The sequence below is a fragment of the Streptacidiphilus sp. P02-A3a genome (assembly GCF_014084105.1).
Lineage (GTDB): Bacteria > Actinomycetota > Actinomycetes > Streptomycetales > Streptomycetaceae > Streptacidiphilus.
Map to the genome: position 1 here is coordinate 8488928 of NZ_CP048289.1, position 14210 is coordinate 8503137.

The window sequence follows — 14210 nt, forward strand, 5'->3', positions numbered from 1 at the left end:
CCGCCCGGTGGCGGAGCGTTATGGGGCGTCGCTGAGGTGGTACCGGCGGGCGGGGCGCCGAGGGGGGCTCAGAACGGGTGGTTGAGCAGTTGTTCGACCTCGGCCCGGGTGGGCAGTGAGGGCTGGGCGCCGGCGCGGGTGGTGGCCAGTGCGGCGGTGGCGTTGGCCCGGCGGACCGCCTCGTGCAGCGGGCGGCCCTCGGCGAGGGCGACCGCGAGCGCGCCGCAGAAGGCGTCCCCGGCGGCGGTGGTGTCGACCGGGGTCACCGGGAGCGGGGGGACGAGGTGAACGGCGCCCTCTTCGCAGAGCAGTGCTCCGTCCGCACCCAGGGTGACCACCACGGCGGCCGGGCCGCGCAGGGTGCGGGCCGCGTCGGCCACGGCGTGCAGGTCCGGCAGCGGCTGGCCGACCAGGGCGGCCAGCTCCTCCCGGTTCGGCACCAGCACGTCCACCATCTCCAGCAGCGCCGCCGAGAGCGGGCGGGCCGGGGCCGGGTTGAGCAGAACCGTTCCGGCGGCCAGCCGGGCCGCCGCCTCCACGGTTTCGGCCGGGACCTCCTGCTGTAGCAGGGTGACGCTCGCGTCCCGAAGCAGTGCTCCGGCGGCAGCGCAGTGCTCCGGAGCGAGAGCACTGTTCGCGCCGGGACTGACGATGATCGAGTTCTCCCCCGACCCGGTGTTCACCGCGATCAGCGCCTGGCCGCTGGCCAGCCCGTGCTCCAGCAGCACCCGGTCGACGTCCACCCCCTCCTGCTCCAGCGCCTTCCGCAGCCGCTCGCCGACGGCGTCCGCGCCCACCATGGCCACCATCGCCACCTGCGCGCCCAGCCGGGCCGCCGCCACCGCCTGGTTCGCGCCCTTGCCGCCCGGATGCTCGGCCAGCGCGCCACCCAGCACCGTCTCCCCCGGACTCGGGTGGTGCGGCACCGGAACGACCAGGTCGAGATTGATACTGCCCACCACTGCGATCATCGGCATGCCACTACCTTGACTGAACATCATCCATTCAGTACAGCCTGCATCACCGCGCGGGCCACCGGAGCGGCCAGTCCGCCGCCGCTGACATCCGCCCGGTCGGCGTTGCTGTCCTCGATCACCACCGCCACCGCCACCGGTGCCACCGCCGCCCCGCTGGGCTTCGCCCAGCAGACGAACCAGGCATAGGGGGTGCCGCTGTTGCCCACCCCGTTCTGCGCGGTACCGGTCTTGCCGCCCACGGTCACCCCCGGGATCGCCGCGTTGCCGCCGGTACCGAGCGGGCTGCTGACCACCCCGACCATCATCTGCTGGAGCTCGGCGGCGACCGGGGCCGAGACCGGCCGGCCGAACACCCTCGGCTTGAAGGTCCGCACCGGCGTGCCGTCGGCCCGGGTCAGCGAGCTCACCAGCTGCGGCTGCATCAGCGTCCCGTCGTTCGCGATCGCCGCCCCGACCTCGGCCATCTGCAACGGCGTCGCGGCCGTGTCGTACTGCCCGATCGAGGACAGCGCCAGATACGCCTGACCGGTCAGCCCGGTCGGGAAGACACTCTGGGACACCCCCACCGGAATGGTCTGCCCGGTCTGGTTGAAGCCGTACGCCTGGGCCATTCGGACCATCCCCGCCTCCCCCACGTCGTCGCCGAGCTTGCCGTACACCGTGTTGCAGGAGACCTCCAGCGCGACCAGCAGGGTGGCGTCCTGGCAGGGGTCGGCGGCGTTCTCGTTGGTGATCGGCACCGTCGTGTCCGCCGGTGTGTACGGGTCGGGCGAGTGCGTCGGCACGTCGATCCCGCCGTAGACGTTGTTCATCAGCCCGGCCGAGGCGGTCACCAGCTTGAAGGTCGAGCCCGGCGGATAGGTCTGCCGCAGCGCCCGGTTGAGCATCGGCTGGGTCGCGCTGCCGGTCAGCGCCGCCCAGTCGGCGGTCACCGCCGGACCGGTCCCGGCGAGCCCGCCGGGGTCGTACGAGGGCGTGCTGGCCAGCGCCAGGATCCGGCCGGTGGCCGGTTCGATCGCGGCCACCGCGCCGCGCTTGCCGCCGAGCCCGGCGAAGGCCGCCCGCTGCGCCTTGGCGTTGATGGTGGTGAGCACCTTGCCGCCGGGCACCTGCTCCCGGGTGATCGCGTTCAGCAGCGGGTGCACCGCGAGTCCGCTGTCGGTCCCGGAGAGCACGCCGTCCTCCACCCCCTCCAGCAGCGTGTTGCCGTAGGTCTGCGAGGAGAACCCGGTGACCGGCGCGTACAGCGGTCCGTCGGTGTAGGTCCGGAGGTAGTCGAAGACGCCGCCGGTCGCCCGGGAGCCGGTGACCGGGCTGCCGCCGACCACGATGTCGCCGCGCGGCTGGGAGTAGCGGGCCAGCACCGCCCGCTGGTTCGCCGGATTGCCGTTGTACCGGCCCGCCTGCACCACCTGCACCCGGGTCAGGTTCACCAGCAGCACCGGCACCAGCAGCAGGCTGAACATCCCGGCCCGGCGGGCGGTGCGGCTGAGGGTGAGCCGGGCCGCGCCCGCCGCGGCGGCCTGCTCCCGGCCGCGGCGGCGCATGAACGGACTCATACCTTGGGCACTCCCTGGGTCTGCCCCTCGGTGTCCAGCGGGGGCTGCTCCGGCGGCGGGGACAGCGGCGGCTCCGGTCGGCGGGCCGCGTCGCTGGTCCGGATCAGCAGCGCCACCAGCATCCAGTTGGTCACCAGCGAGGAGCCGCCCTGGGCCAGGAAGGGCATGGTCATCCCGGTGAGCGGGATCAGGTCGGTGACACCGGCGGCGACCACGAACACCTGGAGCGCCAGCAGCGAGGCCAGCCCGATCGACAGCAGCCGCCCGAAGGGGTCGCGCAGCATGATCCCGGCCCGGTAGCCGCGCACCACCAGCACCGCGTACACCAGCAGCAGCGCCGCCAGCCCGACCAGTCCCAGCTCCTCGCCGAAGGTGGCCAGGATCCAGTCGGACTTCACCGCGAAGCCGATCAGAGAGGAGTGGCCCTGGCCGAGGCCGGTGCCGAGCAGCCCGCCCGCCGCGAAGGCGAACAGCGACTGGGCCAGCTGACCGGCCCCCTGACCGGCCGCGATGGTCCGCGTCGGGTCGAGCCAGTCGGTGAACCGGCTGTGCACGTGCGGCTCGAACAGCGCCACCGGGACGATGGCGGCGCCGACCAGCAGCAGCCCCACCGCGATCCAGCCGGTCCGGCCGGTGGCCACGTACAGCATCATCACGAACATGCCGAAGAAGATCAGGCAGGTGCCGAGGTCCTGTTCCAGGAACAGCACCCCCGAGCTGATCAGCCAGATCACCAGGATCGGGCCGAGGTCCCGGCCGCGCGGCAGCTCGATCAGCCAGATCCGGCGCCCGGTCAGCGCCAGCGCGTCGCGGTTGGACGCCAGGTAGGCGGCGAAGAAGACGGCCAGCGCGATCTTGGCGACCTCGCCCGGCTGGAAGGAGAGCGGCCCGACCTTGATCCAGATCTTGGCCCCGTACACGGCGGGCAGGAAGACCGGGACGATCATCAGCAGGATCGCGCAGAAGGCGAACACGTAGGCGTACCGCTGGAGCACCCGGTAGTCCCGCAGCAGCAGCACCACCACGATGAACAGCAGCACCCCCAACGCCGACCAGAGCAGCTGGGACGGCGCCGATGAGGTCCCGGTGGCCCGGTCGAGCCGGTAGATGACCACCAGGCCGAGGCCGTTCAGCAGCACCGCCAGCGGCAGCAGCAGCGGATCCGCGTAGCGGGCCCGCAGCCGCACCGCGAGGTGCGCCAGCAGCGCGAGTCCGCCCAGGCCCGCCCCGTACTGGGCGGTGTCGGCGGGCACCCGGCCGTCGATCGCCCAGCCGACGTCCGCGTAGCCGAAGGCCGCGATCAGCACCGCGAGCACGACCAGCAGCAGCTCGGTGGTGCGCCGGGTGGGCGTCCCCGGCTGCGGGGCCGCGACCGCGGCCGCTGCGGCCATCACGCGCTCGCGGGGCGCGGGCGGGTCAGGCCTGGACGCCCTGGGCCACCCGCACGGCCTCGCGCAGGTGCGCCTCGGCGTCGTCGCTGAGCGAGGTCTGGATCAGCTGGCCGCCGAACGGGGCGAGCTGCGGGATGACCTTCTCCGGGACGGCGTTCTGCACCAGCACGAACAGCGCGGCCGCGCCCGGCGTCAGGTTCTCGCCGATCTGCCGCATGAAGTTGTCGTCCACCCCGAAGTCCTGGGCGGAGCCGACGGCCGCGCCGGTCGCGCCGCCGATGGCGGCACCGAGGAAGGGCATGAAGAAGATCAGCCCGATCAGGCCGCCCCACAGCGCGCCCCCGGCCGCACCCATGCCGGTGGCGTTCACCGCCTGGTGCAGCTTGACCTTGCCGTCCTCCCTGCGCTCGACGACGACGGCGTCCTCGACCTGGATCAGTTTCTGCTTCTGCAGGTCCCCGAGCAGCGCCCGGACCTTCTCGGCGGTGTCGACGTCCGGATAGGCGACGGCGATCAGGTTGCTCATGGCGATTCCCTTCCCTGGATGGCACGTACGGCCCGCTGAACGACCGGCAGCGGTACACGGCTCGCCGTGCGGCGGCTGCCGGCCATTCGCCAGGCCGTACTGGGGAATCTAGCCAGATATCAGCCTTTTGTCCGATTTGCGGGTCGGCGTGTCGCCAGCACCTTCCGCTCCGCCCGCGTCGTCGCCTTGCTCGGCGGCACGCTCCCCGGGCTCGGCTCCACCGCGTCGGTGCGCAGCGTGAAGCCGATCTCGGCGCCGCCGCCGGGCCGGTTGTGCGCGAACGCCCGGCCGCCGTGGCTCTCCGCGACCTCGCGCACGATCGACAGGCCGAGCCCGGAGCCGGGCAGGCTGCGGGCCTTGGTCGCCCGGTAGAACCGGTTGAAGACCCGGTCCAGGTCCGCCTCGTCGATCCCCGGCCCCCGGTCCAGCACGGCCACCCGGCCCGCGTCCACGGTCAGCAGGATCTGGCTGTCGCCGGTGGCGAACTTGGCGGCGTTCTCGACCAGGTTGCTCAACGCCCGCTGCAACGCCTGCGGGCGGCCGGTGACCAGGAACGGCCGGGCCACCACCAGGATCTCCCGCCCGGTCCGGCGGCGGGCCAGGTCGGCGACCCGCTCGGCCAGCGCCTTCAGGTCGACCTCGGTCGGCTCCTCGGCCTCGCGGCGGTCGGCCGCCAGCTCCACCAGCTCGTTGACCAGCACGGTCAGCTCGCGGGTCTCCGTGGCCAGGTCCTCCAGCAGGCCGTCCCTGGACTCCGGCGGCAGCTGGTCGAGCCGGGGCAGCGCGGCGATGTTGGTCCGCAGCGAGGTCAGCGGGGTGCGCAGTTCGTGCCCGGCGTCCTGGACCAGTCGGCGCTGGTCGTCCTTGGACCGGGCCAGCCGCCCCAGCATGTCGTCGAACGCCCGGCCCAGGCGGCCGATCTCGTCCGCGCCGCGCCGGGGCACGTCCACGTCCAGCTGCCCGGTCGAGGCCACGTGCTCGGCCGCGCCGGTCAGGGTGACCAGGCGGCGGGTGATCCGTCCGGCCAGCCACCAGCCGGAGGCCCCGGCCAGCAGCACCACCAGACCGGCCAGCTCCGCGATCCGGTGCAGCAGCGCCTGTAGCAGCTGGTCGGTGTCGCTGAGCAGCTGGCTGAGCTGCACCGCGCCGCGCCCGCCGCCGAGCGAGACGGTCACCACCCGGTAGTGGCTGCCCTTGGTCACTTCGAGCACGTTGTGCGTGCGCCCGGCGCCGCGCATCCGGGCGTAGCTGACGTCCTCGCGGCTGACCGGCAGCACCACGTCGGTGTTGCCCGCGTCGGCGGACTCCACCACCGCGCCTGCCGAGTTGAGCACCTGGATGCCGATGTCACCGGACTGGATCAGGCTGTCCCGCAGGTCGTTGGAGCTGCCCTTGGACGGCAGGAAGGTGTCCGGCGTGAGCGAGGACCCCTGCACCGAGGACTTCAGGCTGTTCAGCGAGTCGACGAAGTCATTGGTCCGGTCCCGCCTGATCATGCTCGCGGCGGAGTCGTAGCCGAGCCCGCCGACGAGCACCGCGACCAGCGCGGCGACCCCGGCGAAGGCCACCGAGAAGCGGATCCGCAGGCCCCCGGAGGGTCCTTGGCGCAGCGCCCGGGACAGGCCGAGCGGGGACAGCAGCTGGAACGGGAACGGGCTCACAGTTCGGCGCTCACGCGGTCTACGGCTCACGCAGCGAGTAGCCGACGCCGCGGACGGTGTGGATCAGCGGCGGAGCGTCCGGGAGCTCCAGCTTGCGGCGCAGGTAGCCGATGTAGACCGCGAGGTTCTTCGAGCCGGGGCCGAAGTCGTAGCCCCAGATCCGGTCGTAGACGGTGCTGTGGTCGAGCACGATCCCGGCGTTCCGGGCCAGCAGCTCCAGCAGGTCGTACTCGGTGCGGGAGAGCGCGATCTCGATGTCCTGCCGCCAGACCCGGCGCGCGGTGGGGTCGATCCGCAGGTCGCCGACCTCGATCAGGCCGTCCGCCGGGTGCACCGACTGGGTCGACGGCGGATCCGCCGGGACCGGCAGCGGCAGCGCCCGGCGCAGCAGCGCGCGCAGCCGCGCCAGCAGCTCGTCGGTCTCGAAGGGCTTCACCATGTAGTCGTCCGCGCCCGCGTCCAGGCCCGCCACCCGGTCCGAGGTCTCGACCCGGGCGGTGAGCATCAGGATCGGCGTGCGGTCGTTCTCCGCCCGGAGCACGCTGCACACCGCGAGGCCGTCGATGCCGGGCATCATCACGTCCAGCACGATGGCGTCGGGGTGCTCCTTGTGGATGGCGGCGAGGGCCTGGATGCCGTCGGCGACCGCGGTCACCTGGTAGCCCTCCAGGGTCAGCAGGCGCACCAGGGAATCGCGGATGGCCCGATCGTCCTCGGCCAGCAGTACTGTCGACGTCACGGTTGCTGATTCTCTCCGTAGTGCATGAGAGCGCGGTAAGAGCGCGCTTCCATTGTCACCGATGCCGGGAATTGCCCGAATCTCAGCCCGGATCTCAGCCCGGATCTCAGCCCGGATCTCAGCCCGGATCTCAGCCCGCGTAGACGGTGAGCACGGCGCCGTCGATCTGGACGCTGCGGGTGCCGTCCAGGTCTCCCCGGCGCAGCGCCGCCAGGCAGCGGCGGAACAGCAGCATCTCCTCGCCGTCGAGCACGGCCGCCGCCAGGTGCAGCACCTCGGCCATCCCGGCGTCGGCGAGGTCGGCCGGGAGCTCCCCGGAGAGCAGCACCACGGACTCCCCGCTGCTGCCCCGGGCGACGGCGGTGGTGGGACCTCCGAGTACGACCAGCACATCTCCCCCTGGTCCCCGGGCGGTCGCACCCCCCGGCCGTTCGGACTGGCAGGAGGACGACGCTAGCCGTACCGGGGCGCGGCAGCGGGGGCGTGCGGCGATATTCGCTCCATCCGGTCATTTCGGGGTGGAACGGGAACCGGAACGGACAGGGATCGCGTCCTACTCGGCCGTTTCCGGAGCCTCGGTGTCGCGTCGGCTCCCGGTGGACGGGGCGGGGCGGGCGGCACGGCCCAGCAGCGACTCGACCAGCGCGGCGACATGGCGGCGGTCGTCCATGGACAGCCGGTGCAGGCTCGCGATGAGCACGTCCACCTCCGGGTCGGCCGAGGGCGCGCCGCCCTCGGCGGCCGGGTCGGCCGCGTACAGGTGGATGCCGCAGGACTCGGCGGCGGCCCGGCGGACGGCGTCCAGCGACAGTTCGAGGCCCCTGGCCAGGCCCTCCAGCGTGGTCGGCTGCGGCATCCGGACCAGGCGTTCGCTGGTGGCCAGGTGGTGCACGGTGGAGCGCGGGACACCGCCGCGCCGGGCCACCTCGCCGTAGGACCAGCCCTCCCGGTCCAACCGCTCTCTCATCAGCCGCTGCAGTGCGTGGGACACCTGACTGACGCCTCCTGTCACCGCCCTCGCGGCGGGCTACGGGGTGTCGATTCTACGGCGATCACGCTCCCCGGGACCGCCCGCGACGGCCTCACCTGCTGATTCGTCTCTGTTGCGAGGCTGTTACAGAACGTCGTCGGCAAACCGCTTGCGGACGGCGAATCGGCGCGACTAGTGTCCAATCTCGTTGGACAGTCCGTCCGACCGGATTGGACGGCATTCGGGGGGATCCCTGGTGCGGCCCGAACCATCAGCCATCACGCCAACAGCCATCACGCCAACAGGCATCACGCCATCAGGCATCACGCCAACAGGCATCACGAAAGGCACACCATGAGCATGGACATGCACGAGCTGGACGCCGAGACCGCCGAGCTGCTGCCCGCCCGCGAGGCCCTGGGCAAGCTCAAGTTCAACTTCACCAAGACCGTCAACGTGACCAAGCACGTCGCCAACGTCTCGGCGCACAACACCTCGACCGCCAACAACATCGCCTCGCTGGGCGGCACCGCGCAGTCCGAGGCGGACCAGGCGATCAGCATCGTCCAGTAGCAGCCGCGCACTCCCCGGGCCGGGGGGCGGGCCGCGCCTGGGGAGGAGGCGGCCCGTCCCCCGGGACGACCGGGAGCGCCGGGGGTCCGTGACCGCGTCGACCGGGGGAAGGGCAGGGCAGCACGATGACCGTGAGCGTGGAGCCGGGGGCGCTGGTCCCCGGCCCGGGGGGCTTCGCCACCTCCTTCGAGCCCTGCCCGGTCCTCCCGGTGCCCCGGCTCAGCGCCGGGCTGCGGCTGCACGGCGAGTACCAGGGGTCCGGCTTCACCGAGCCCAAGTACATCGCGCGGCGCGGCGACGGCCAGGTGGTGCAGCTCTCCCGGCTGCTGCACCTGGTCGCCGACTCGATCGACGGCTCCAGCGACACCGCCGCCATCTCCCGCCGGGTCAGCGGCCGGTACGGGCGCGAGGTGAGCGAGCAGAACATCGCCTACCTGGTCGAGCGGAAGCTCACGCCGCTCGGCGTCACCCTCCCGTACGACCAGGTCGGGGACGAGGCGGTCGAGGCCCCGCGCTCCGACCTGCTGCTCGCGCTCAAGGGCCACCGGGTGCTGTTCGACGCGCGGCGGGTGGACCGCATCGCCCGGGCCCTGTCCTGGCTGCACCGCCCGCTGGTGGTGGTGCTGGTACTGGTCGCGATGACCGGGCTGGACGTCTGGCTGTTCGGCTACCACGGGGCGATCACCCCGGTACTGGAGGTCCTCGACCAGCCGGTGCTGCTGCTGGCCGTGTTCGCGCTGACGGTGGCCTCGCTGGTGTTCCACGAGTTCGGCCACGCCTCGGCCTGCCGCTACGGCGGGGCCAGACCGGGCTGCATCGGCTGCGGCCTCTTCCTGATCTGGCCGTCCATGTACACCGACGTCACCGACGTCTACCGGATCGGCCGCGCCGGGCGGATCCGGACCGACCTGGGCGGGGTCTACTTCAACATCGTCTTCATGCTGGGCCTGGCCGGCTGCTACGCCCTGACCGGCCAGCAGTTCCTCCTCAGCGCGGTCTACCTCGGCCACTTCGAGGTACTGGAGCAGCTGATGCCCGCCGTCCGGCTGGACGGCTACTACATCCTCGGCGACCTGGCCGGGGTGCCCGACCTGTTCGGCAAGATCAGACCGATCCTGCTCAGCGCGATCCCCGGCCGCCCGGTCCAGCCCGGGGCGGCCGACCTCAAGCGCTCCGCCCGGATCATCGTCACGGTCTGGGTGCTGACCATGGTGCCGCTGCTCCTCGGCGACCTCGGCTACGCGCTGTGGAACCTGCCGCGGCTGCTGGCCACCGGCGTCCGCTCGCTCAGCTCCCAACTGAACGGAACCGCCTCGGCGTTCGCCGACGGACACCTCGCCGGGGGCCTGGTCGGGGTGCTCGGCAGCCTGATGCTGGTCTGCCCGCTCGCCGGGATGGCCTACCTGTCGGTCCGGCTCGGCGGACGGCTGCTGCGCACCGCCCTGCGCGGCACCAGCGGCAGGCCGCGGCTGCGGGCCGTCTGCTGCGGGCTGGTGCTGGCCGCGACCACCGCCCTGGCCTGGGCCTGGGTCGGCGGGATCACCCCCAGGCCGCTGCCCGCCCAGCCGCCGATGGTCCCGGTGCTGCAACCCGGCGTACCCACCGCCGCACCACCGCGACCGTACCGACCCGCCGCGCCGCCGCCCCCGCCCGGTCGCCGGAGCGTCAGCCCGCCGCCGCGGCGGTCGGGCAGGCCCGGTTCGGTGGTGGTGGCGCCGCCGCCGGTGCCGGGACCGAACCCGGCCGCCACCGCGGTCCCGACGCCGCCGCCGTCCCCGACCCCACCGCCGGGCGCGACGGCAAGCCCCAGCACCACGCCCGCCGCGCCGTCCGCACCGGCGACCGGCAGGCCCCGGCCGTCCGGATCCGCCGACGCGAGCCCCACCGGTCCGAGCCCGTCCGCCTCGGTCTCGGCGACGGCCTCGGCGAGCGCCACCGCGTCCCCGAGCCACACCCCCGCCGCCACCGACGTCACCACCAGGCCGGGCTGACCCGGTGCCGGGCTGCCCCGGCGCCGCCGACCCCCGCACCAGTCACCGTCCGCGTTCCACGATTCGGAGCACCACCATGAACCTGATCCAGCGCCACCGGGCGGTCCCGCGCACGGGCACCGCCCGCCGGGCGGTCCGCCTCGGCCTGCTCGCGACGGCGGGCCTGACCGTGGTGGCCACCGCCGCCACCGCGCAGGCGGCCACCCTCTCCGGCGCGGCCCACCGCGTGGCCGTGGCCGACGACACCGTCCACGCCCTGGCCAACCCCGGTCACCCGAGCCGGTTCCAGGACTCCTTCACCGTGCACCAGTACGGCGAGCTGGGCACCGCCTCCCTGCGCAACCGGGCCGAGGCCGAGTCCTGGGCCTGCACCGCCGACTCGCCCTGCCGCTCGGTCGCGCTCTCCTTCCAGATCGTCACCATGGCCGGGACGGACATCCACCTCAACGCGCGGAACACCAGCCACGCGGCCAACCACTACTGCGCGGGCTGCCAGAGCCTGGCCGGGGCCTGGCAGTTCATCGTCTCCACGCCCGAGCCGTTCACCCTGAGCCCGGCGGCGCAACGGCAACTGGCCGGTATCCACCGCGATCTGGACGCCCTGGGCCGCTCCACCGCGCCGATCGCGACCGTCCAGCAGCAGGCGGACGCGCTCGCCGCGCAGGTGGTGTCGGTACTCAGGACCGCCGCCGCAGCCGCGCCGGAGCGCCCGGGGACGAGCGCCATGGCCGTGCCCGCGCCGACGGTGACGGTGCACCGGATGCTGACCGGCTGACCTGCCCGGTGCGATAAAATAAACGGATCGGACAGTAATGAGAACGGCCAGGCCGATCCAGCAAAGGACCCCATGAGCGACGACAACGGGCCCTCGCGGGCGATGCCTGCGCTGGTCGCCCTGGCCGTGGGCGGCTTCGCCATCGGCACCGGCGAGTTCGCCATCATGGGCATCCTGCCCAACGTCGCCGGCAACCTCGACGTGAGCATCCCCACCGCCGGGCACCTGATCTCCGCCTACGCGCTCGGCGTGGTGGTCGGCGCGCCGCTGCTGATCGCGGTCTCGACCCGGCTCTCCCGCAAGGCCACGCTGGTCGCGCTGATGGCCGCGTTCGCGCTCGGGAACACCCTGTCCGCGCTCTCCCCCGGCTACGACTGGCTCCTGGTCACCCGCTTCCTGTCCGGCCTGCCGCACGGCGCCTACTTCGGCGTCGGCGCGGTGGTGGCCGGGGGCCTGGTCGAACCGGCGCGGCGGACCAGGGCGATGGCGATGATGTTCGCCGGGCTGACCGTGTCCAACATCGTCGGCGTCCCGCTGTCCACCTTCATGGGCCAGCACCTGGGCTGGCGGCCGGTCTTCGGGACGGTGGCCGCCATCGGCGCGCTCGCCGCCGTCAGCGTGCTGGTCGCGGTGCCCACCGCCGCCGAGGGCGCCGCGCCGCTGCGGCTGGGCGCGGAACTGCGGGCACTGCTGCGGCCGCTGGTCTGGCTGGCGCTGGTCACCGCGACCCTGGGCGGGGCGAGCCTGTTCACCGTCTACAGCTACATCGCGCCGATGCTGACCCGGGTCAGCGGCTACACCCCGGCCAGCGTGACCCTGCTGCTGGTGCTCTTCGGCGTCGGCATGACCACCGGCAACGTGGTCGGAGCGCGGCTGGTGGACCGGGCGCTGATGCCCGCGCTGTACGCGTTCCTGGCGCTGGAGGCGGTGGTCAGCGCGCTGCTGCTGCTCACCCTGCACAACCGGATCGCCTGCGCGGCCACCCTGTTCGTGTTCGCGGCGACCACCTTCGCGCTGGCACCGGCCCTGCAGTCGCGGATCATCGCCGAGGCCGGGGACGCGCCGAACCTGGCCTCCGGCGCGATCCAGGCCGCGCTCAACGTCGCCAACGCGCTCGGCGCCTGGCTCGGCGGCGTGGTGATCGCGGCCGGGCTCGGCTACACCGCGCCCGCCGCCGTCGCCTCGGCGCTGGCCGTCTGCGGCCTGGCCGTCGCCGCCTACAGCGGACGGCTGGAGCGGAGCGGACGCCTCACCGACCGCACCGACCCGCACCTGCCGCCCCGGTCCCGCACCGAGGCCGCCGCCGCCGGCTGACCGGCGAGCGACCGTCAGCGGTCCGGGGTGAGCGCGGCCACCACCGCGATCAGGCCACCGAGCAGCAGCAGCGCGAGCGCCAGCAGCGCGTGGACCGGGCTGTGCCCGAGCGGCTGCCGCAGCCGCATCCGGTGCTGCCGCCTGCGCCACTGCCAGTAGCCGACCAGCGTGGTCGCCACGGCCAGGGCGATCAGGTAGCAGGCCAGGGCCAGCCGCAGCGGGCGCGGTGCGACGACGATCAGCTGGATCACCGCCAGCGCGCCCGCCAGCAGCGCCAGCGCCGTCCGGGACCAGGCCAGGAAGGTCCGCTCGTTGGCCAGCGTGGCCCGGTAGTCCGGCTCCTCCCCCTCGGTCCACCACGGTTCCTGGTTCACGTACGCCCTCACTTCCGGTGGGCACTTACGGTGGGCACTTCCGGTGGGCACTTCCGGTGGGCACTTCTGGTGGGCACTTCCCGTGGGCGCGACGAGCCCGCTGCCTCCACTGTCACCCGCCACGACCGTCCCGCACCCGCCACGCCACGCCCGGTGGGCCCAAAGAGGTGACCACGTCCAGTGCGGCGAATCGGAATCACCCCCGCCGAATATCCGATTTCCCGACCAATCGCTTTGAAGGAACGGAATCGTCCTTGTGACGAAGGCATAGCGGCACAATGCCCGCGACGCACGCGAAGGGAGGGCAAGTCCCCTGGTGAGAACGGGCAGGTCGGACCCCCTGTTACAGCGCTGTGACGGCGGACGTACGGCGCCAGGACCTTTCGTCGCCAGACTTTTCCCATCGCACAGAGCAACGACCACTCCCGATCCCGCCATCCTTGAGGGGCACCTCCATGTCCGGTCGCCGTAGCCACCGCATCGCCGTCGCCGTCGTCATCGCCGCCGCCGCCGCGCTCATCCCCAGCCTGGCCTCCGCCGCCACTCCCACGGCAGCCACCGGCAGCGCCCAGGGCGGCGAACTGACCATCAGCAACGGCAGCCCGTGGGTCGACATCAACGGCTCGTGGGTGGACTTCCACACCGACGTCCGCGACCTCGCCTGGAACCCGGCCGGTACCAAGGCCGTCTTCGTCGACAGCAACGGCGACCTGGAGACCGCCAACGCCAACGGCACCGGCCGCGTGGTCGCCACCAAGCACCCGGCGGGCGTGGTCCTCTCGCACCCCACCTGGGAGACCTCCCCGACCAACTCGGGGGGCTACTACCCCGGCAACAACCTCATCTTCACCGCCGCCGGCAAGACCTCCAGCCAGTTGGAGTGGGTCCAGGCCACGGCGGTGAACGCCGACCCGTACACCGTGATCGGGCTGAACGGCGCCAACTGGGCCAACGCGGGCGCCAACCTGTCGAACGTCCGGCAGGACAAGGGCTCCTTCGTCTGGGACAGCACCCGTACCGGTGACGTCTACATCACCGACGTACTCCTGCGGATGCAGACCACCGTGCTCGGCCAGGGCTCCGAGCCCAGCCTGTCGCCCAACGGCGAGGAGGTCGTCTTCGTCCGCTCCGTCAGCGGACACGACCACCTGTTCGAGGAGACCCTGAGCAACCACACCGTCAGGGACCTGACCCCGCACGCCACCACCAACTACACCGAGCCGACGTTCTCGCCCAACGGCGCCACCATCGCCTTCCGCGCCCCGAACGGCACCTACACCCTCCCGTCCACCGGCACCCACAACCCGACCAAGGTGACCTCCACCACCGGCCTCGTCGCGTACCGCGGCTGAGCAGCCCC

The 14210-nt window shown here is 72.9% G+C and carries 14 protein-coding genes; 5 read left to right on the forward strand and 9 right to left on the reverse strand.

The window, feature by feature from the left end; translation table 11 throughout:
- Positions 1-68: 68 nt before the first annotated feature.
- The 8 genes from rbsK to GXP74_RS35905 all read right to left on the reverse strand — a co-directional run bounded on the left by rbsK (position 69) and on the right by GXP74_RS35905 (position 7844).
- Positions 69-971 carry a ribokinase gene (gene rbsK, locus GXP74_RS35870; protein ID WP_182456872.1) on the reverse strand — a complete coding sequence of 301 codons (903 nt, stop codon included), beginning with the start codon at positions 969-971 and terminating at the stop codon, positions 69-71.
- Positions 972-997: 26 nt separating this feature from the next.
- A complete protein-coding gene (locus tag GXP74_RS35875) occupies positions 998-2443 on the reverse strand; it encodes a penicillin-binding transpeptidase domain-containing protein (protein WP_225448739.1) in 1446 nt (481 codons plus the stop codon).
- Between the two features lie 89 nt (positions 2444-2532).
- Positions 2533-3927: an FtsW/RodA/SpoVE family cell cycle protein gene (locus GXP74_RS35880; protein ID WP_182455392.1), complete on the reverse strand. Its 1395-nt coding sequence runs from the start codon at positions 3925-3927 to the stop codon at positions 2533-2535.
- 25 nt (positions 3928-3952) lie between these two features.
- Positions 3953-4453: a DUF1269 domain-containing protein gene (locus tag GXP74_RS35885; protein WP_182455393.1), complete on the reverse strand. Its 501-nt coding sequence runs from the start codon at positions 4451-4453 to the stop codon at positions 3953-3955.
- Positions 4454-4572: 119 nt separating this feature from the next.
- Positions 4573-6114, reverse strand: a complete 1542-nt coding sequence (locus GXP74_RS35890) for an ATP-binding protein (protein WP_225448426.1) — start codon at positions 6112-6114, stop codon at positions 4573-4575.
- A 19-nt stretch (positions 6115-6133) separates the two neighbouring features.
- Entirely contained in the window at positions 6134-6853 is a 720-nt protein-coding gene (locus GXP74_RS35895; RefSeq protein WP_182455394.1) for a response regulator transcription factor, read from the reverse strand.
- Between the two features lie 130 nt (positions 6854-6983).
- Positions 6984-7244: a hypothetical protein gene (locus GXP74_RS35900; RefSeq protein WP_225448427.1), complete on the reverse strand. Its 261-nt coding sequence runs from the start codon at positions 7242-7244 to the stop codon at positions 6984-6986.
- 162 nt (positions 7245-7406) lie between these two features.
- The gene (locus GXP74_RS35905; protein WP_182455395.1) at positions 7407-7844 is read right to left on the reverse strand and encodes a helix-turn-helix transcriptional regulator; all 438 of its coding nucleotides are present in this window, start codon (positions 7842-7844) and stop codon (positions 7407-7409) included.
- A gap of 333 nt (positions 7845-8177) precedes the next feature.
- On the opposite strand from GXP74_RS35905, the gene GXP74_RS35910 reads away from it, so the two are divergent.
- From GXP74_RS35910 to GXP74_RS35925, 4 genes are all read left to right on the forward strand, one after another.
- Positions 8178-8396 carry a hypothetical protein gene (locus tag GXP74_RS35910; RefSeq protein WP_182455396.1) on the forward strand — a complete coding sequence of 73 codons (219 nt, stop codon included), beginning with the start codon at positions 8178-8180 and terminating at the stop codon, positions 8394-8396.
- A 125-nt stretch (positions 8397-8521) separates the two neighbouring features.
- Positions 8522-10387, forward strand: a complete 1866-nt coding sequence (locus GXP74_RS35915; protein ID WP_182455397.1) for a hypothetical protein — start codon at positions 8522-8524, stop codon at positions 10385-10387.
- 76 nt (positions 10388-10463) lie between these two features.
- A complete protein-coding gene (locus GXP74_RS35920; protein WP_182455398.1) occupies positions 10464-11162 on the forward strand; it encodes a hypothetical protein in 699 nt (232 codons plus the stop codon).
- 72 nt (positions 11163-11234) lie between these two features.
- Positions 11235-12476 (forward strand): MFS transporter, encoded by a 1242-nt coding sequence (locus tag GXP74_RS35925; RefSeq protein ID WP_225448428.1) that lies wholly within the window; start codon positions 11235-11237, stop codon positions 12474-12476.
- A gap of 14 nt (positions 12477-12490) precedes the next feature.
- Here GXP74_RS35925 and GXP74_RS41245 read toward each other — a convergent pair whose 3' ends face one another.
- Positions 12491-12850 (reverse strand): YidH family protein, encoded by a 360-nt coding sequence (locus GXP74_RS41245; RefSeq protein ID WP_225448429.1) that lies wholly within the window; start codon positions 12848-12850, stop codon positions 12491-12493.
- Between the two features lie 455 nt (positions 12851-13305).
- Here GXP74_RS41245 and GXP74_RS35935 point away from each other — a divergent pair, with 455 nt between their 5' ends.
- Complete coding sequence (locus GXP74_RS35935) at positions 13306-14202, forward strand: PD40 domain-containing protein (RefSeq protein WP_182455400.1); 897 nt, start codon at positions 13306-13308, stop codon at positions 14200-14202.
- Positions 14203-14210: the final 8 nt, after the last annotated feature.

Coding starts and splice junctions, on each gene's coding strand:
- rbsK (WP_182456872.1), bottom strand. CDS start 971: ATGATCGCAGTGGTGGGCAGTATCAATCTCGACCTGGTCGTTCCGGTG.
- GXP74_RS35935 (WP_182455400.1), top strand. CDS start 13,306: ATGTCCGGTCGCCGTAGCCACCGCATCGCCGTCGCCGTCGTCATCGCC.
- GXP74_RS35915 (WP_182455397.1), top strand. CDS start 8,522: ATGACCGTGAGCGTGGAGCCGGGGGCGCTGGTCCCCGGCCCGGGGGGC.
- GXP74_RS35925 (WP_225448428.1), top strand. CDS start 11,235: ATGAGCGACGACAACGGGCCCTCGCGGGCGATGCCTGCGCTGGTCGCC.
- GXP74_RS35880 (WP_182455392.1), bottom strand. CDS start 3,927: ATGGCCGCAGCGGCCGCGGTCGCGGCCCCGCAGCCGGGGACGCCCACC.
- GXP74_RS35885 (WP_182455393.1), bottom strand. CDS start 4,453: ATGAGCAACCTGATCGCCGTCGCCTATCCGGACGTCGACACCGCCGAG.
- GXP74_RS35910 (WP_182455396.1), top strand. CDS start 8,178: ATGAGCATGGACATGCACGAGCTGGACGCCGAGACCGCCGAGCTGCTG.
- GXP74_RS35920 (WP_182455398.1), top strand. CDS start 10,464: ATGAACCTGATCCAGCGCCACCGGGCGGTCCCGCGCACGGGCACCGCC.
- GXP74_RS35875 (WP_225448739.1), bottom strand. CDS start 2,443: ATGTTCAGCCTGCTGCTGGTGCCGGTGCTGCTGGTGAACCTGACCCGG.